The organism is Ligilactobacillus sp. UO.C109 (genome assembly GCF_026847815.1).
GTDB classification, from domain to species: domain Bacteria; phylum Bacillota; class Bacilli; order Lactobacillales; family Lactobacillaceae; genus Ligilactobacillus; species Ligilactobacillus salivarius.
Genome location: NZ_JAPSFH010000027.1, coordinates 305,048 through 324,075, shown reverse-complemented (window position 1 = coordinate 324,075; position 19,028 = coordinate 305,048). Strand labels below are relative to the sequence as shown.

The 19,028-nt window shown below is 33.1% G+C and carries 14 protein-coding genes, 1 tRNA gene and 1 pseudogene; 2 read left to right on the top strand and 14 right to left on the bottom strand.

Going from position 1 to position 19,028, the window contains the following annotated elements:
• Window positions 1-58: 58 nt before the first annotated feature.
• Window positions 59-1,504 carry a RecQ family ATP-dependent DNA helicase gene (locus OZJ21_RS05805; RefSeq protein WP_095842077.1) on the bottom strand — a complete coding sequence of 482 codons (1,446 nt, stop codon included), beginning with the start codon at window positions 1,502-1,504 and terminating at the stop codon, window positions 59-61.
• Window positions 1,491-2,531: a helix-turn-helix domain-containing protein gene (locus OZJ21_RS05800; RefSeq protein ID WP_095842076.1), complete on the bottom strand. Its 1,041-nt coding sequence runs from the start codon at window positions 2,529-2,531 to the stop codon at window positions 1,491-1,493. The genes OZJ21_RS05805 and OZJ21_RS05800 overlap by 14 nt, the downstream gene beginning before the upstream one ends.
• A gap of 179 nt (window positions 2,532-2,710) precedes the next feature.
• Between OZJ21_RS05800 and OZJ21_RS05795 the strand changes: the two genes are divergently transcribed.
• Window positions 2,711-4,276, top strand: a complete 1,566-nt coding sequence (locus tag OZJ21_RS05795; protein WP_069469259.1) for an Nramp family divalent metal transporter — start codon at window positions 2,711-2,713, stop codon at window positions 4,274-4,276.
• Window positions 4,277-4,542: 266 nt separating this feature from the next.
• Here OZJ21_RS05795 and rpoD read toward each other — a convergent pair whose 3' ends face one another.
• From rpoD to OZJ21_RS05745, 10 genes are all read right to left on the bottom strand, one after another.
• Entirely contained in the window at window positions 4,543-5,649 is a 1,107-nt protein-coding gene (gene rpoD, locus OZJ21_RS05790; protein WP_372785466.1) for an RNA polymerase sigma factor RpoD, read from the bottom strand.
• 24 nt (window positions 5,650-5,673) lie between these two features.
• Complete coding sequence (gene dnaG, locus OZJ21_RS05785) at window positions 5,674-7,527, bottom strand: DNA primase (RefSeq protein WP_223688798.1); 1,854 nt, start codon at window positions 7,525-7,527, stop codon at window positions 5,674-5,676.
• A gap of 180 nt (window positions 7,528-7,707) precedes the next feature.
• A complete protein-coding gene (glyS, locus tag OZJ21_RS05780; protein WP_268857566.1) occupies window positions 7,708-9,789 on the bottom strand; it encodes a glycine--tRNA ligase subunit beta in 2,082 nt (693 codons plus the stop codon).
• Complete coding sequence (gene glyQ, locus OZJ21_RS05775; protein WP_003700278.1) at window positions 9,789-10,706, bottom strand: glycine--tRNA ligase subunit alpha; 918 nt, start codon at window positions 10,704-10,706, stop codon at window positions 9,789-9,791. Before glyQ ends, glyS begins: the two co-directional genes overlap by 1 nt.
• A 435-nt stretch (window positions 10,707-11,141) precedes the next feature.
• Window positions 11,142-12,029, bottom strand: coding sequence for an alpha/beta hydrolase (locus tag OZJ21_RS05770; RefSeq protein WP_034998033.1), 888 nt, complete (start codon window positions 12,027-12,029; stop codon window positions 11,142-11,144).
• Window positions 12,030-13,361, bottom strand: coding sequence for a PTS transporter subunit EIIC (locus OZJ21_RS05765; RefSeq protein ID WP_268857565.1), 1,332 nt, complete (start codon window positions 13,359-13,361; stop codon window positions 12,030-12,032). It abuts the gene before it with no gap.
• Between the two features lie 153 nt (window positions 13,362-13,514).
• Window positions 13,515-13,718, bottom strand: a complete 204-nt coding sequence (locus OZJ21_RS05760) for a hypothetical protein (RefSeq protein ID WP_160993526.1) — start codon at window positions 13,716-13,718, stop codon at window positions 13,515-13,517.
• Window positions 13,718-14,332 (bottom strand): NUDIX hydrolase N-terminal domain-containing protein, encoded by a 615-nt coding sequence (locus OZJ21_RS05755; protein ID WP_160993525.1) that lies wholly within the window; start codon window positions 14,330-14,332, stop codon window positions 13,718-13,720. Before OZJ21_RS05755 ends, OZJ21_RS05760 begins: the two co-directional genes overlap by 1 nt.
• Window positions 14,333-14,507: 175 nt before the next feature.
• Window positions 14,508-15,185, bottom strand: a complete 678-nt coding sequence (locus tag OZJ21_RS05750) for a phosphatase PAP2 family protein (protein ID WP_160993524.1) — start codon at window positions 15,183-15,185, stop codon at window positions 14,508-14,510.
• A gap of 2 nt (window positions 15,186-15,187) precedes the next feature.
• Complete coding sequence (locus OZJ21_RS05745) at window positions 15,188-15,820, bottom strand: sugar O-acetyltransferase (protein WP_003700287.1); 633 nt, start codon at window positions 15,818-15,820, stop codon at window positions 15,188-15,190.
• A gap of 413 nt (window positions 15,821-16,233) precedes the next feature.
• Between OZJ21_RS05745 and OZJ21_RS05740 the strand changes: the two are divergent.
• A pseudogene (locus OZJ21_RS05740) lies at window positions 16,234-16,992 on the top strand (GNAT family N-acetyltransferase).
• 134 nt (window positions 16,993-17,126) lie between these two features.
• Here the strand turns inward: OZJ21_RS05740 and OZJ21_RS05735 are convergent.
• Window positions 17,127-17,197: transfer RNA gene (locus OZJ21_RS05735), tRNA-Gly, on the bottom strand.
• 66 nt (window positions 17,198-17,263) lie between these two features.
• Window positions 17,264-19,000 carry an adenine deaminase gene (ade, locus tag OZJ21_RS05730; protein ID WP_268857564.1) on the bottom strand — a complete coding sequence of 579 codons (1,737 nt, stop codon included), beginning with the start codon at window positions 18,998-19,000 and terminating at the stop codon, window positions 17,264-17,266.
• Window positions 19,001-19,028: the final 28 nt, after the last annotated feature.

Here is a 19,028-nt window from a genome sequence, read left to right as displayed (position 1 = left end):
TCCCGCCTCCTCACATATACCAACAATCATTTTACCATAACTTATCAATAAAAATGCTTTAAGTTCTAAAAATTTCATCAATTATTTTATAAAATTCTTCAATCTTTAGAGATTTTTGTTCATTTTTATCAAAAATTAACCCTAGTTCTTCTAATGGTAAATCATCATTTAGTTTTTGACAACATAATTCATGATGGTCAATTTTTTTATCATCTTCAAAATAATCTAAAATATACTGCCTTCTACATTCTTTAGTATCAACATACTGTAGCATTTGCTGCAATGAATTAAACTTTTGTCGTTTCCTCTGCAAGAAAAAAGATTGTAATTCTTCCTTAGATGAATATAAGTTACTTATTTTATTAAGTAATTGAATGCTTTCATTGTCTGTTTTGGCAAATTGCTGTTTATTATTTATGTAATAATCTATCATTTGATTATCTGGAATATTATTAAGGGATAATTGTTGTTGAATTCCTTCGTCTCCTTTTTGATAGAGCAAAATAGCTATACTTTGTTTATCGTCTCGTCCTGCTCTACCAATTTCTTGAATATACGATTCTAATTCTCCTGGTAAGTGATAATGAATAACATATCTAATATTTTCTTTATTTATCCCCATTCCAAAAGCACTAGTTGCACAAATTAAATCTAACTTATTATCCAAAAATTGATGTTGAATAATAAATCTATCATTCATATCTAAATCAGCATGATATGCTGCTACTTTTAATGAAGTTTTTACTTTTATCTTTTCAGTTATCTCATTGGCTTTCTTTTTACTAGAAAAATAGATCAAGCCTGGACCTTTTATCGTATTTAATAAGTCAAACAACTTCTCTAACTTATCTTGTTCATTATTAAATTTAAAAGCACTTAAAAAAATGTTCTCCCTATCTACAGACTTTCGAACAACTTTAGTTGCTGATTGATCCAACTCTAGTCCCGACATGATTGCATTAATTATTTGTTGCGATGCTGTTGCTGTTAAAGCTAATGTCAGTGGATTACCTAATTTTTCACGTATCTTACCTAATTCTAAATAATCCGGCCTAAAGTCTGGCCCCCATTGTGAAATACAGTGAGCTTCGTCAACTACAAACAAACTGATCTTTTGTTGTTGTAATCTTGCTAGTACTTCATTATTTTGAAACATTTCTGGAGCCAAATAAATGTACTTATATGTATGCAAATTCTGTAAAGCGTAATTTTTTTCAGAATAAGTTAAATTAGAAGTTAAAGCTAAGACTCTACGTTCACCTTGAAATCGTAATTGCTCTACTTGATCTTGGATTAATGAAAGTAACGGTGAAACAATTATAACTGTTCCATCAAGAAGTTTCCCTGTTAATTGATAACACATTGATTTACCAGTTCCAGTAGGTAAAATAGCAACTGCATCTTTTTGATCAATTAAAGCTTTAATAACTTCTTCTTGTCCTTCTTTAAACGAAGAATATCCAAAATATTTCTTTAAATAAAATTTTAAATCATGTTCTATCATTATTTAATTTGCTCCGTTGCACTTGATATATACGAAATTTATAAAAAGGTATTTGGTGCCCTGACAATTCTAAATTCTGATATTTCCAATCATCAAGATTATCATCAGAATATATACTTTGTAAAATACGATGATCTTCAGAAGTAAGTACTTGATGATAATCAAAATTATTTGACAAGATTGAGGCAATGATTAAATGTTCTTGTATAGTACTTTCCTTAAGTCGTCTTATTTGCTTTATTTTTTCTACTGTAAAACCTTTTTGTAATAGAGCATAAGTCTCCTCTACGCTAGTCGGCAATCCCTGAGATCTTGATACAAGATTGATAATCTTTGAAAAATCACCACCTTTTTGATTAAGATAATCAGCAAATTTTAAAGATAGATCAGCGATGACAATTTGAATATCAGCAGTTGCTAGCCCTGTAAATTCACTTAATTGCTCAATAGTATATCCTGGTAATCCATGTCCAACAAAGGAATTCATGAAAATATCACTTTTATCTTTAGGTTGAGATTCCAAAAAATCTAATAGGTATTCTTTAAATTGTGGTATTAATACTTCCCTTTTTTCTTGATACAGCCACTTTTTAATGTAAAATTGAGCCTTTAAATTCTGAGATACTACATAATATCGGCGATTTTCAAAACTTAATTCTGATAAAACTTGTATCATAAGTCGTAGAATTTCTTTCCATAGTTTCAAATCATATTTATTAAACAATTGCGGCTTATCAATAAAATAGTGTTGTTGCTTAAATTCATCTAAAGCATTTTTTCCTTTAATGGTTAAAAGTAATTTGTTATCTTTTTTACTTAGATAATTTTCTTCTATTAACTGTGCAATTGCTCGATCATAGTTTTTTTCATCTAATTCAGGAAAAACATTTAGATAGGATAAATAATTATATCTCAATCCCCAGTATATTGAAGAACTTGTTACTTTATTTTTAAGAATCTGGCGTAATACTGCCTGTCTCCTGGGTTGATCGATTGAAAAGAAATCCAATAATCGTAATTCTACCATCTAAAAATCACCCCTCGTATTAATATAATACGCTAAATTTTAAAATTTCCCAACTAAAATGAAAATTAGTAAATTTCATTTACAATAATAAAAGTTAAGGTAGACCTAAAAATATCTTTTAAAGTGTAAAAAAATGGTGTATACTACCATTGTAATGAAAAGAAAGGTGGTTTTTCACTGTGGTAAACAATGAAAATAATCATAAAAAGCATAAGATGATTCAATATGCTAACGGTAAATCACTTGAAGAAGTCAATGGTACCGTAGAAATTCCTAAAGGCAAGGGTTTCTGGAAAACTTTGTTTGCATACTCCGGACCTGGTGCCTTAGTCGCTGTAGGTTATATGGATCCAGGTAACTGGTCAACATCTATTACTGGTGGTCAAAACTTTCAATATCTATTGATGTCTGTCATCTTACTATCAAGTTTAATTGCCATGTTGTTACAATATATGGCTGCTAAACTGGGTATTGTAAGCCAAATGGACTTGGCCCAAGCTATTCGTGCTAGAACTAGTAAAGCATTAGGTATTGTACTTTGGATTTTAACTGAGTTGGCTATTATGGCTACTGATATTGCTGAAGTTATCGGTGCGGCAATTGCCTTGTATTTATTATTTGATATTCCATTAATAATTGCCGTATTTATTACTGTTTTTGACGTATTACTCCTTTTATTACTTACTAAAGTCGGATTTAGAAAAATCGAAGCTATTGTTGTTTGTTTGATTTTTGTTATTCTTTTTGTTTTTGTTTATCAAGTTGCTTTATCAAATCCTGACTGGGGTGGCGTATTTAAAGGATTAGTTCCAACATCTGAAACTTTTGCCAAGCATCCAGTTGTACATGATATGTCCCCATTAAATGGTGCTTTAGGTATTATTGGAGCAACAGTTATGCCTCATAACTTATATCTTCATTCTGCAATTTCTCAAACACGTAAGTTTGATCGTAATAATGAAGATGATATTGCTAACGCTGTTCGTTTTACAGCTTGGGATTCCAACATTCAATTAGGTTTAGCTTTTGTTGTAAACTCCCTTCTTCTTATCATGGGGGTTGCTGTTTTCAAATCTGGTGCTGTTGAAGATCCTTCATTCTTTGGATTATATCAAGCATTATCCGATACAAGTGTTATGAGTAATGGCCTTTTAGCTGCTGCTGCTAGAACTGGTATTTTATCTACTTTATTCGCAGTTGCCTTATTAGCTTCAGGTCAAAACTCCACTATTACTGGTACTTTAACTGGACAAGTTATCATGGAAGGATTTATCCATTTGAGAATGCCACTTTGGGCTAGAAGATTAATTACTCGTTTATTATCTGTAGTACCTGTACTTATCTGTGTAGCTTTAACTAGTGGTAAGAGTACAATTGAAGAACATGAAGCATTAAATAATTTAATGAATAACTCACAAGTATTCTTAGCTTTCGCCCTTCCATTCTCAATGTTACCTCTTGTTATTATGACAGGTAGCAAAGTTGAAATGGGTGAAAGATTTAAGAACAGATTATGGATTAATATCCTTGGTTGGATTTCAGTTATTTCTCTAACTTACTTAAATATGATTGGTTTGCCACAAAACCTTGAACCTTTCTTCCCAGCTGACAAAGTTGGCTTAGCACACACAGTAGCTTATATATTAATTGTGCTTATTATTGCTTTACTAATTTGGACATTAGTTGAATTACATTTAGGTAATAAACGCTTTGCAGCTGAACAAGCTAAAAAACATAATAAATAGAATCAAATAAAAAGAACTTCCGATCTTAATTGACTCAAATGGAAGTTCTTTTTTTATAGAAATAAGCAAATATGACTGTTTTTGTGTTTAATATATGGATATTTTGTTTTCAATAAATTTATAGTTGCATTGTTTTGTATTTAGATGTTGTTGATCCTCCTTCTTTTAATTAAAAAAAACTCTCTTCAAAATAGACGACTAAGTTTTTTACATTAATGTGTCTATTCCAAAGAGAGTCTACAATTATCTATATCTATTACTTAATTTTATTCTAAGAAGTCCTTTAATTGCTTAGAACGAGATGGATGACGTAATTTTCTTAATGCTTTAGCTTCAATTTGACGGATACGTTCACGAGTAACACCAAATACCTTACCTACTTCTTCAAGTGTTCTTGTGCGTCCATCATCTAAACCAAAGCGTAGACGTAAAACATTCTCTTCTCTATCTGTCAATGTATCTAATACACTTTCAAGTTGTTCTTTTAGCAATTCATAAGCTGCATGTTCAGCTGGACTTGTTGCATCTTGATCTTCAATGAAATCTCCCAAGTGAGAATCATCCTCTTCACCAATAGGCGTTTCCAATGATACTGGTTCTTGAGCAATTTTTAGGATTTCACGTACCTTTTCAGTTGGCATATCCATTTCAGCACCAATTTCTTCGGGCATTGGTTCACGACCTAAATCTTGCAACATTTGGCGTTGAATTCTAATTAACTTATTGATTGTTTCAACCATGTGTACTGGAATACGAATTGTACGTGCTTGATCAGCGATAGCACGAGTAATTGCTTGTCTGATCCACCATGTTGCATATGTTGAAAATTTAAATCCTTTGCGGTAATCAAACTTTTCAACAGCCTTCATAAGTCCCATGTTACCTTCTTGAATTAAATCTAAGAAGGACATACCACGACCTACATAACGCTTAGCAATAGAAACTACCAAACGTAAGTTAGCTTCTGCCAAACGTTGCTTAGCTTCTTGATCCCCTTCTTCAATCTTCAAAGCTAAAGCTACTTCTTCATCAGCAGTCAACAAGTTTACTCGTCCAATTTCTTTTAAGTACATACGTACGGGGTCATTAATCTTAACGCCAGATGGTGCAGAAACATCCTTATCATTTTCTGCCTTTTCTGCTTCTTTTGTAGCTGCCTTCAAACTGTGAGCACTTGGTTCACCATTTTCATCAACAACAGAAATCCCTCTATCTTCAATAGAACCAATTAATTGATCCATTTGATCTGCATCCAACTTAAATGGTGTAACTAACTTATCTGTAAGTACCTTATAATTAACTTGTTTTTGTGGCTTATATTCACGAATTAAATCACGTAAAGCTTTTGTGAATGCAGGGTTATTTTTTAAAATTTCTTTTGCCAAGATAAATTCCTCCTATATTGTTAATGACTTAGCATTTTGTTGTTCTTTTAATAAAGAAATCAAGTCCATTGTTAGCTTGGTTATTTTTGCCGTGTCATTTTGACGTTTTGCTTCTAACATTTCAGTTTGAACTTTTTTTATTTTATCCTCTAATGGTGTTTGGCTCATTATCAGACTCAAACAATCATTAATTTCTTGCTCACTTACCTCATCAGCATAGTCACCCATCTCCAATGTAACTACAACTTGGCGTAATCCATCTTCATTGATAAAATCTAAGAAATCAGCAACTTCATACTCATCATGCGTGTCAAAATATGCTTCACTCAGATTATAGATGACTTGATAGTTTTCATGAATAAAATTGAAATCTGGTATACCATTAATTCTCAACCAAACATTTTTATCATGTAACATTCGATATAATAATAAGCGTTCTGCTTTCTCTGCCTTTGAAAAATGTTGTACTTCATTTTTTTGGATGACTGTCCTAGGTATTTGCTGAGCCTGATAACTCTGTTCCTCTTGCTTTTCAGCTCTTTGAGCAAATATTTTCTCACGAATTTGTCTAAGTTGTGAGTCTAAATTTTCTTTGGCAACATTAAACCTTTGTGCTAAACGATTCAGGTATAAGTCTTGTTCCAAAGAATCTCTAACTTTTGCTATTTCTTGTAAAATATCACGAATGTATTCTAGTTGATCATTTTCATTATTTAGATTCTTATCTTGTTCGTAATAGCTTAGATAAAAATCTAATGGACTTTTACGATCATTTCGAGCTAATTCAACAAACTTCTCACTACCATACTTTTTTGTAAATTCATCAGGATCTAGTTTTTCAGGAATTTTGATAACTTCCAAGCTAAATTTCCCAGTTGGTTCAATAATTTCTAGGGCGCGTTTAGTTGCGTTTTGTCCTGCATTATCGCCATCATAGCAAATTACTAAATGCGAAGTTACCCGATCTAAAGCATAGATCTGCTCATCAGTTAAACTTGTTCCCATCGATGCTATTCCATTTTTGATACCAGATCGATAAGCTGCTATTACATCCATAAAACCTTCAAATAAAATTGCTTCTTTTTCACGTCGAATAATACCTTTTGCTTTATCAAAATTGAATAAAACTTTGCGTTTATTAAAAATAACAGTTTCTGGAGAATTCAAATACTTAGGAGCATCATCTCTTTTCTCTAACAATCTTCCTGAATAAGCAATCGTTTGTCCAGATGTGTCTCGAATAGGAAACATTACCCTACCATTAAATCTTTCTACAAGCTCTGTGCTTTGTCTTTCAATAAAAAGACCTGATTTTCGCAAAATCTGATAATCATACAATTTTTGCTCCTTAAAAAAGGCTTCTAAAATATTATTTTCAGGGGCAAATCCTATCTCAAATTCTTCGATTAAATCATCATTAATACCACGTTTATGCAGATATTCTAAAGCAGGTTCTCCCAACACTGTATTAACTAAAATATGGTGATATAGCTTGGTTGTTTCCTTATATAATTTCCTAATTTTACCATTTTCAGAAGTTTCATTTTGATTTTCAGAATTATCTATGGAAATTCCTAAATCATAATTTGCCAATTCAGCAACTCTTTGAACTGATTCAGGAAAAGATAATCCCTCTAATTCCATAATGAACTTAAATACATTCCCACCACGGTGACAAGAGAAACAATGAAAAATCTGTTTTTGCTCATTTACCGAGAATGATGGTGTCTTTTCTGAATGGAAAGGACAGATTCCAAACCAATTTTTACCGGATTTATGCAATTGTACATACTGACTAATAACATCTAAAATATTGACATTACTTCTTAGTTCGTCAATCGTTGCTTCTGGAATTAATCTCGCCAATCTAACTCACCTCACTTCAACAAAAAAGTGCGCACTACACCCACTGCGTATAGTCAAGATATATAATAAACTATTTTTATGTAAATGTAAAGCAAAATACTTTCATTAATAAAAAAGTTGAAAGGCACATAAAATCCTTTCAACTCTTATATATCATATTTATGAAAATCGTTAAGTGTATTATTTTACAATTAATTTATCTAATGATCCGAAATCTTCTGTTAACTCAGCAATCTTAACCAATTGCAATAATCTATTATTCTTAACTTTTTCATCATCTGCCATAATCATAGTAGCATCAAAGTAAGCTGTAATGCTGTCTTTCAATGAACTTAAAATAGCAAATTTTTCATTCATTTCTGCATCGCCATAACCAGCCTCAGCCTTAGCGAACTCATCAGCCAGAACTTTTTCAGTATCATTTTCAAATAAAGTACTGTCAACTACAGCATCGCTACCAAATTCTGGAGCTTTCTTAGCCAAACGAGTAACACGAGTTAGAGCTTCAATAACTTCTTTAAAGTTATCATCTTCTGCATGTTTACTTAAAACTTGTGCAGCTTGTAATGCTTGAATAAATGGCATATCAGCTTTATCTACTACTGCATCTAGAATATCGCGACGGAATTTATTTCCACTTAATACTTGTGCTAGTCTGTCAATTACAAAAGTATCAGTTTCAGAAATATTAGCAATTGGCTGAGTATTCTTATATAGATCTTCACGTTCAGCATAGGCATAATTAATTGCTGCATGTAATACTGGTAGAGAAATATCCCACCCCTTATCTAAAGCAATTCTGATAATACCTAAGGCTTGACGACGTAATGCATATGGATCATTAGAACCACTTGGAATCATATTAGCAGCAAAGAATGATTGAATACTATCTAGTTTATCGGCAATAGATAATACTGCACCTACATTACTTTGAGGTAGTTCGCCTTCAGAGCTTGTTGGCATGTATTCTTCACGAATTGCAGTACTTACATTGTCATCTTCACCTTGTAAACGAGCATAAATTTCACCCATGATACCTTGAAGTTCAGAGAATTCACCAACCATACCTGTTACTAAGTCGAATTTATAGATCATAGATGCTCTGTCTAAATCTTTTAATTCAGTTTCAGATAAACCAAGCTTGTTTCCAAGGAACTTAGCTAAGAGATTTACACGTTCCATCTTTTCATAGATAGTACCGATCTTATCATGGAACATAACTTTCTTTAATCTTTCAACATAGTCAGCAATTGTATGTTGTTGATCTTCTTCATAGAAGAACTTAGCATCCTCTAAACGAGCAGTTAACACTTTTTCATTTCCAGCTATAACATTTTCTAAGTAATCCTTGTTACCGTTTCTAACAGATACAAAGTTTGGCAATAAGTTACCTTCTTTATCTGTTACGTAGAAGAAACGTTGATGATCTTTCATGGAAGTAATTAAAACTTCATTTGGCACTTGCAAGTATTCTTCTTTGAACTTGCCAGCAAAAACAGTTGGATATTCTACTAAGTTGTTAACTTCTTCTAACAAGTCTTCATCAACAACAATGTTCCAATTATTTTCAGTTGCCAAAGCATCAATTTGTTTACGAATTTCTGCTTTTCTAACTCCAGCATCAGCAATTACTTTTTGTGTTTCTAATGTTTCTAAGTACTTGTCAGCTGATGGAACGTCAACTGCTTCACCTAAGAAACGATGTCCTTGAGTTGTACGACCTGTTTTAATATCTAGAATTTCAAATGGTACTACTTCATCATCTAATAAAGCTACTAACCACTTGATTGGGCGAACATATTCAAAATCATTGGATCCCCAACGCATCATTGTAGGGAATTTTAAGTCCATCGCTACGTCTTTCATTCCTGCTAAAACTTCAGTAACTGGTTTGCCAGGAATAAATTTCTTAACGTATACGTATTCTGTACCTTTTAATTCTTTGAAGAAGATATCGTCAACGGTTACGCCTTGACCTCTAACGAAACCTTGAGCAGCTTTTGACCAATTACCTTCATCATCCAAAGCAATTTTCTTTGAAGGTCCCTTAGCTTCTTCTTCAATGTCAGCTTGTTTATCAGCTAAGCCTGTTACTTTTACTGTTAAACGGCGTGGAGTTGAATATGGGATAACTTCATCAAAATCTATTCTTTGTTCTTTTAAGAATTTTGTTGTCTTTTGTACTAATTGGTTAACACTAGGAGTAACAACATGTGCTGGTATTTCTTCTAGTCCGATTTCTAGTAAAAATGTATGAGCCATTATTTTTCCTCCTTTAGTAACTCTTGTCTTAGTTTTTCATCTTTAATTAATGGGTAACCTAGTTTCTTTCTTTCAGCTACGAATACTTTAGCTACAGATTTAGCCATATTTCTAATTCTTGATAAGTAACCAGCTCTTTCTGTTACAGATACTGCACCACGAGCATCAAGTAAGTTGAAAGTATGACTACATTTCAAAATATAATCATAAGCTGGATGAACTAGTCCATTTGCAAGTTGCTTCTTAGCTTCTGTTTCAAATGTATCAAATAAGTTTAGTAACATTTCTTGGTTACTTTCTTCAAATGAATACTTGGAATGTTCATATTCAGGTTCCTTGAAAATATCACCGTACTTAACACCATCAGCCCATTCTAGATCATAAACAGAGTCTACGTCTTGAATATATGATGATAGACGTTCCAAACCATATGTTACTTCGGCAGCAACTGGTTTAACTTCTAAACCACCAACTTGTTGGAAGTAAGTAAATTGAGTAATTTCCATTCCATCTAACCATACTTCCCAACCAACACCGGCACAACCCATAGATGGATTTTCCCAGTTATCTTCAACAAAACGAATATCATGTTCTTTAGGTTCAATACCTAAGGCACGTAAACTATCAAGATAAAGTTCTTGAATGTTACTTGGAGATGGCTTCATCAAAACTTGGAATTGGTGATGTTGATATAAACGGTTAGGGTTATCACCATAACGACCATCAGCAGGACGACGTGATGGTTCTACATAGGCAACATTCCATGGTTCTGGTCCAATAGCTCTTAAGAATGTATAAGGACTCATTGTTCCGGCACCTTTTTCAGTATCATATGATTGCATCAACATGCAGCCTTGTTTAGCCCAAAATTGTTGCAACGTTAAAATAATATCTTGCAATGCTAATTTCTTTGTCATTACAATACTCCTTTGAATAAATGATTCGAAAGCTAATCAAACTCGTTGCATAAGAAAAAGACCGTTCCTATGCAACGCCTCTGGTTACATAGGGACGATCTTTCGTCATCGCGGTTCCACCCTACTTCTAGTTAAACTAGCAACTTAATTCGTATAAACTCCGAAAACGCCAAACTATTCAGAATAACATCTGCTTACACTATCCAGACTCGCTGTACCTATCCTTATGAATAGTCCCTTTTTCATCAATGTTTACTTTATTCAATGCTTAGAGTATAGCATATTTGAAATAAAATTCAATAACTTTTGTTATACATTATTCAAAATTTGTTTTTGCTCGTTGTAATCTAACTTGTCTTTATTTTTCAAAATCATTTAAAAAGTTATTATTTCTAAAAAAAGATAGTTATACCAGTTTTTAACCGGCATAACTATCTATTTTTTATCTTGCTTTTGTAAATTATCTTGTGGATTCTTTCCTTTTTGGTTCATTCCTTGATTCTGATTATCGAGAATGTAACGTTCAATTAAGCTTACAACTTCATCATTTTGAGGTAAGTCTGAATGTTCTGCATCTTCCCCTGTAACAGTTATTTCAGTGAAATGCTTTACTTGTTTTTGATAAATATATTTACCAGCTGAAACACTACTTTCTGGTACTAGTCTATCAGAATCATAGGTTTCAGTCCCTGCCACCGAATAAACAGTAAGATTGGTTGGAATACTTTCTCTATTCGCAATAAAGTCTGCCAACATTTCTGTTTTATTAGAAATAGACGTTTCATCAAAATTATACGGTGTACCAATTGTCATTAGTCGTTTAATCTCAACTTGACTATACTCATTGAAATACTGTTCTAAGAAGTCAGTATATATTAATCCACCATTAGAATGACCAATTCCTTTAAAATTATTAAATTTATAACGAGTTTGCAATGCTGCGAATGCTTGATTAAACATGCGTGCTTGTTTCTTTATATTGCTATAACCATCTTTATTATTTTCAAATCCCACTACAATAATTGGTTCATTGTCATTAGCCTTAATTTTACCCTTATAGGTAATTTTTCCATTATTCCAAACTTTAACCTTCAACAAGCTATGTTTATTTCTAGTATGTTGATTGAGTTTTGTTACCAAAGTATCAAATCTATTCTCTGTGGCTGAACTTCCTGGAATCATAATTACCGGCGAAAGCTTAGAATTGTAGAAAGCATTTAATTCTTTGATATTACTCTTAGTCCAAAAATAAGAAGGAATTGCGAGTAGAATGATAAAAATTAAGGTCACAAATAAGATAATTCTTGTTCGTTTTTTAGTCATTTACTCGCCCTCCTTTTCTTCTTGCAAGTAAATATATTGCATTTTCAACCATATTTGCTCGTTCAGTTTAACAAAAGGAATATAGACTATAATGTCGATAAAAAAGACAATAACTCCAATTATTAGAGCTACAAAATTTCCTCCCGTACCGATAAAAGCTACTAAAGGTCCAGGTGTCCCCATTGGTACTGGATAAACAACTGGTGGCATAATATGTGCAATAATGGCTAGAGCTGCAATTACTATATTCAATATCGGAGTAAGAATAAACGGTATTAAATATAAAGGATTAAACATCACTGGGAGTCCTATCATGACAGAAGTCCCACTATTAAATAGTGTTGGTATTAGGCCAGACACACCAACGCGACGATAGCTTCCTGCTCCAGAAACAATTAAGATCGCTACAATCAGAGCTAAAATCGAGCCAATTCCACCAAAAGCCCCAAAACTGTGGTAGAGCGAATATTCTGAGAATGGATGTGGTACACCCCAAACAGAGTGATATTTCAATGCATAATTAAGATTTTCAACAGAGGTATTATCATCTACAAATGAACGATATTGATAAGGTCCACTAAATCCTAACCAGGCAAAAATTGTTGTGACAAAAGTTCCAAATAGCGTCATTGAAAAATTGCTATGTTTAAGGGAGATGCTTGTTACATAATCAGTGATTGCATCGTATACACCATATCTAAAGAATAGATACAATAATCCATTAATGACAATTGCTACTAGAAATGAAAGAATAATTGCTAAAAGTGAATTAAAAGCTTTCTCTAATACGTTTGGTGAATGACTTTTAGCCTTTTTTAAATCAATGCCTCCAAACTTTCGGAATATTTGTCCAGTTATGTAACCTACTAATAAGCCTAAAAGAATTCCGTTTGCTCCTAACATCATCGCGTCTACTGGTAAATTAATAATACCGTCTCCATTTTCAGAAACATTTACCATACATACGAATAAATAAGAGATCAAACCTGTAATACCTGCTACTTGCTGATCTTTCCGATAAAATTCAGCCGTATACTTGGCACAATAGTATGCCGCTAGCAAAGCTAAAATACCAATTGTAAAGGTCGCAAAGTTATTGAATAATAGCTTTACTAGACGAAAATCCGGAAACCATTTGGGCATCGCGAGAATACTGTTGATAAACCCCTTATCCGATAAAAATGAAATTGAAACAACTCTGGCGATGCTTCCTAAAAGAGCAAACGGAAACAGGGATAGTAAGGTTCGTTGCACTGCTCTTACAATAACACGCCGCCGAAGCCAAACTAACTTGTTGACCCATTTATTTTGGATTGCCAAAATATCATACATTAAACCACCTACATTCATCTCTTTATGTTAAGTCTAATTATAGTTATTCGTTGGGCAATTGCAATCTAAAAAATGACAACAATAAAATAACCGTCAAAAAGACGGCCAATAATACTTAAGATTGTACGAAAATTACTATAATATGTGTATAAGCTAATTTATAATTTTAATTTGCTTTATTTCACTTTCTGATATTGCTAGACCTGTTTCAAAACCAGGATCAGGCACTTCTACATCTAGCCACCATTGATTATCGTCTGAATCAGCAGGAGACTCAATCCCTGCTACATAACCTATCCATTTTCTATCATCAATGTCGACTATTTCAACGTCTCTTCCCCCAAATTTATTAAACATTAATCAAACTCCACTTCCCAATTTGGATCATTATAAGCACGAAAACACATTTTTACCTGTTCTTCATTATTCTTGGCAAGAGCGAGAGTAGGAATTTCATCTTCAGCAAAGTATTCAAAACCTGTCGTTTCGATATTCTTTACAAATTCTCCACCATGAACTCGGCATAAAACAAAAATCTTGCAGACACCATATACATATTCAGGAACATTATGCTTATTTCTATCATGTATAGCGATTATTTTCTCTGCAGTTGCCTCTAATCCTGTTTCTTCACGAATTTCTTTTATCGTATTTTCCTTTATTGATAGATTAAATTCAACCCAACCACCAGGTAAAGACCAAGTACCATCGCTCTCATGCACAAGTAATATCTTGTTATCTTTAAAAATAGCCGCTCTTGTATCCACTTTAGGCGTTTGATAACCAGTTTCACCACAAAACAAATCAGTCACTTTTTCCAATGAAAGTCCAGTTTTGGCTGCCATCATTTCAGCAGTGATTTCTCTAATACGTTGATAACGTTCACGATCATAAACATCTTTACCATAAGTTAAACCAGCTTGTGCGATGCTTTGTAACTCTGCAATCCAATTTACTAACTTATCGCCCATATAATAAACCCCTTTCATAATTATTTACTATTATTCAAAAAAATATTACTTCCTACTATTATTTTACCATACAAGCAATTCTAAAAATTATTATGCAAATATTGATGTCAAATAAAAAGGATCCCAAGAAAAATTCTTTCTTAGAATCCTTAAAAATATACCCTGAATTAAATTTCTAATTTCTCATAAAAATCTTGGGATATAACGCCATATTCAACCATAACCAAGCAAGTGAGAAACTTATACCACCTAGGACATCGCCAAAGTGATGAGCTGCAAAGTATAGTCTAGAGAATAAGATTAATACCCACAATAGAACTAACAACCATCCAACAATTCTACGAACATTTTCCTTCTTGATTAAAGGAAGAACAACGAAGATGATTGCCCAAATCAATAAAGTACTTGCTAGAGAATGTCCACTTGGGAATGAATATCCATCATCAATTGGAAGATGATGAAGTGGACGTGGACGCTTGATCAAAGCTTTTAAAACTAATCCTATAATGCCACCACTTGCTACAACATACATCAACCAAATACCTATTTTGATTTGGCGTCTTAAAATCAATACAATTCCCACTACAATTGTGATTGCAATAATTGGCTTAGTATCAAAATAAGATGCCACAAATGTCATGATATCGTTTAATAATCCACCACTATAATCCATTTTTGGCAAACCAAACATAGATTGGAAAGTAGCGGTAATATTATCTTCAAAATTAACAAATACCTTTACATTAAATATCACTAGTAATAATGTTAATAAGAAGACTGCTCCACTAATCCCAAAAGCATCGCCATACCAACGACGCACAGGAAAATCTGAGCTATTTTTTCTTGTATTCAAAATTATCTCTCCTCGAATTCTTTTTTCTTTCTATAATATGTATCTTTCATTCGTTCCCACTTTGCCTTATCGGCTTCCCCTATTTCACGAATAACTCTAGCTGGATTGCCACCAACGATTACATTGTCAGGTACATCTTTTGTAACTACCGCACCAGCAGCGACAATCGAATTTTTACCGATTGTTACTCCTGGTAGAATTACAACATTTCCACCTATCCAGACATTATTTTTTACAGTAATTGGTAATCCAAATTCTAACGCTTCATTTCTGATTTCTGCATCAGTTGGATGACCAGCTGTATAGAAACTCACTCTTGGTCCAACCATAACATTGTCACCAATTGTAATTTTATTAACATCAAGGAAAATGCAATCCAGATTACAATAAAAATTGCTGCCCACAGTGATATGCTTCCCATAATCAACATATACAGGTGGTGTTATCCAGTAATTATTATCTTTGTGTGCTACAATCTTTCCTACTAAACGCTTGATTTTCTCCCTTTCATTGCGATCAGTTTGATTAATTTGCCTTGTAATTTCACGTCCTTCGCGAGGATCACATACTTCGGCAACATCACGAGCTATGTAAAGTTCTCCAGCCAACATTTGTAAATAATCGAAGTTTTCCAAAAGCAGCACCTCTCAAAATAATTTAACATAAGCAAAAAGGCGAGCCAGATCGCTAGTCAACCTGCCCCATTCTCAAAGTATTAACGATCATTATCTGCAATACTTTAAACTATTGCTCAGGCATAATTATACTATTAAAGTTATGTATATTAAAGGTTTCAATTAATTCTTTAAAAGTTTATGCACACTTAAAGTATAATATCAAATTATTTTGTAATAGTCAAACTCATTAAATAGTCAATAAATGAGTACGTTATAATAATTGTACACTAACAGTTTCTACTATAAAAAATGATGCAAATGTTGATTTATAAGCAAAACAATCTGATAATCTATTATATAGAAAATTTTGCAATCAAAATATTAAGTTTCAAATTACAGACACAGAAAGATTCAGAAAGGATACGAAAATTATGAAAGAACAAACTATGCAAAAGGTTCACTCCCTATTTACTGGATGGGATCAAACAATAATTTGGTCATGTTTAGATGGGACTATGGGACAAATTATTGTTGATGATAATTCTAATCCTCAATCAGCATTAGCAATACTAGGCATCAATTCAGCATTTTCTTTTTTTGCTGGAAAACCTAATTTGAACCTTATTACTACTGCCGTTGACGCTTGCTCTGATTTAATTATGGTACCCCAAAATACAGAATGGGCTAACATGATTGAGAGATATTGTGGTGATCAAGTCAGAAAATTTACGCGTTATGCAACCCTCAAGGATACTAATTTTGATACACCCAAACTCCAATTAAACATTGAAAAACTATCACCAGAATTTTAAATGCACTCAATTGATGCTAGTTTATATGATCAATGTTTACAAAAAGAATGGTCAACTGACTTGGTAGGAAATTATAGTAACTATGATGAGTTTAAAAAATGGGGACTTGGTTATGTAATTGTTAATGACCAAAGTATCGTTGCAGGAGCTAGTTCTTTTTCATCATATCAAAATGGAATTGAAATTGAAGTTGCCACACATCCAGATTTTCAAAGACGAGGATTAGCAACAATTGCTTGTTCTCAATTAATAATAACTTGCCTTGACCAAGGCCTATATCCAAGCTGGGATGCTCATACTGAAACATCTTTGCATTTAGCACAAAAATTAGGATACCAATTTGCTTATAAATACTTGGCCTATGAAATAGAAGAATAGTATCTCTTATTAATAAAGATTATTTTTAAGTAGTCATACTATATAGTAGAGCTACTTTTTTATTTATACTAAAATTACTGATGATAAAAAAATAGCCAGTAAGAAAACCTTACTGACTATAACTCACATATATAAGCGGGTGACGAGAATCGAACTCGCGACAACAGCTTGGAAGGCTGTGGTTTTACCACTAAACTACACCCGCATCAACAAAAACTATTATAGCATACGTTTTTGCTGATTGAAAGATATATTTTAAAATAGTTTGATTTTAGTCTAACTCATTGCTGACAAAAGCATTCTTTTCAACGTCAACTAACCCTTTATCTGTAATCTTTAGCTTTGTAATTACTGCTAATGGCATGAAACTCAAAGTCATTACTGGGTTAACATTATCTGGTACACCTAATTCTTCATGAACAGCTTCATCAAGTGCATCTTGTTGCGCAATCATTTTCTCAGCTGGTAAATTGCACATCAATCCTGCAATCTTCAATTCCATACGTGAAATAACTTTTTCATCTTTAACTACGACTGCTCCACCTTCTTGCTTGATAAGTTCGTTAACAGCCATGAAGATGTCATCATCATTAGTTCCAGTAGCAATAATATTATGTGAGTCATGTCCAATAGAAATTGCGATTGCTCCAGCTTTAATACCATATCCACTTAGTAGGTTCACATTTACATTTCCAGTGTTATGGTGACGTTCAACAACGACAATCTTTGTGACATCTTCTTGATCGTTGTATACAAAATTACCATCGCCATCACGTCTTACTGTCACATGCTCTTCAGTTGTCAAAACTTCACCTGGTACTACTCCGATTGCACGAACTTTGTCACTATTTAAATGTAGTTGAAGCTTTTCGCGTGTAAAATCCTTAACATGCATAGAAGATTCAACACTATCAATTGGATAGTAGTTAACTTCACCTAAATATTCATTTCCTTGACTTAACTTTTCACCTAAAATATAAGTTTCTTCAACAGCAAAGTCTTCTAAACTTTCAAAAACGACCATATCTGCACGACGACCTGGTGCAATTGCTCCTCTATCATTCAAGCCACAGTATTCAGCTGGATTCAATGTAGCCATTTGAATAGCAGTAATTGGATTCAAGCCTTCATCAATACATATTCTAATACTATTATCTAAGTGTCCTTTATTAATCGCTGTTTTTGCTTGTACATCATCGCCAGATAACAAGCAACGACGTGAATTAGCAGTATTAACAATTAGCAATAACTTACGTAAATCTTGTGTAACTGAACCTTCACGTAATAAAAGATACATTCCACGTGCTAAACGTTCTTCAGCTTCCTCTAAAGTCGAACATTCATGGTCGTTAGCCGGGCCAGCAGCAATATATGCATTTAAGTCTTTTCCTACTACTTGAGGAGCATGCCCGTCAATTCGAGCACCATACTTTTTAGCCATAAGAATTTCATCAATCATCTTATCGTCAGCGTTAATAACTCCTGGGAAATTCATTAGTTCTGCTAAGCCATCAACTTTACCTGTCTTTAATGCATCTTCCATATCATCAGCATATAAATCCGCACCTGAAGTTTCAAAATTAGTTGCTGGAACACATGGTGGCATCATGTAGCGAATATCCATCTTTGCGTTCTTTGCAGCATTTACCATATAATCTAGACCTTTTAATCCAGCAACATTTACGATTTCATGAGGATCAGCCAAGATGGTTGTCGTTCCTCTTGGAATAAAAACTCGACTAAATTCTTCTGGAGAAACATAGGATGACTCGATATGAATATGAGCTTCAATGAAACCTGGTGCAACATACTTGCCAGTGTAATTACGTTCTTCTACACCTTGATAACTTCCACCAATTCCAGCGATGTAACCGTCAGAAATAGCAATATCTCCTATTAAAATTTTAGCTTGAAAAACATCTACAATCTTTGCGTTCTTTAAAACTAAATCAGCTTTTTTACGACCTGCAGCGACATCTATCAATTTAATAAGTTTTTGCTTTTCCAAAATTTATAACACCCATTTCTATAATTCG

Coding starts and splice junctions, on each gene's coding strand:
- OZJ21_RS05805 (WP_095842077.1), bottom strand. CDS start 1,504: ATGATAGAACATGATTTAAAATTTTATTTAAAGAAATATTTTGGATAT.
- OZJ21_RS05800 (WP_095842076.1), bottom strand. CDS start 2,531: ATGGTAGAATTACGATTATTGGATTTCTTTTCAATCGATCAACCCAGG.
- OZJ21_RS05765 (WP_268857565.1), bottom strand. CDS start 13,361: ATGTATGATATTTTGGCAATCCAAAATAAATGGGTCAACAAGTTAGTT.
- OZJ21_RS05770 (WP_034998033.1), bottom strand. CDS start 12,029: ATGACTAAAAAACGAACAAGAATTATCTTATTTGTGACCTTAATTTTT.
- OZJ21_RS05760 (WP_160993526.1), bottom strand. CDS start 13,718: ATGTTTAATAAATTTGGGGGAAGAGACGTTGAAATAGTCGACATTGAT.
- OZJ21_RS05755 (WP_160993525.1), bottom strand. CDS start 14,332: ATGGGCGATAAGTTAGTAAATTGGATTGCAGAGTTACAAAGCATCGCA.
- glyQ (WP_003700278.1), bottom strand. CDS start 10,706: ATGACAAAGAAATTAGCATTGCAAGATATTATTTTAACGTTGCAACAA.
- glyS (WP_268857566.1), bottom strand. CDS start 9,789: ATGGCTCATACATTTTTACTAGAAATCGGACTAGAAGAAATACCAGCA.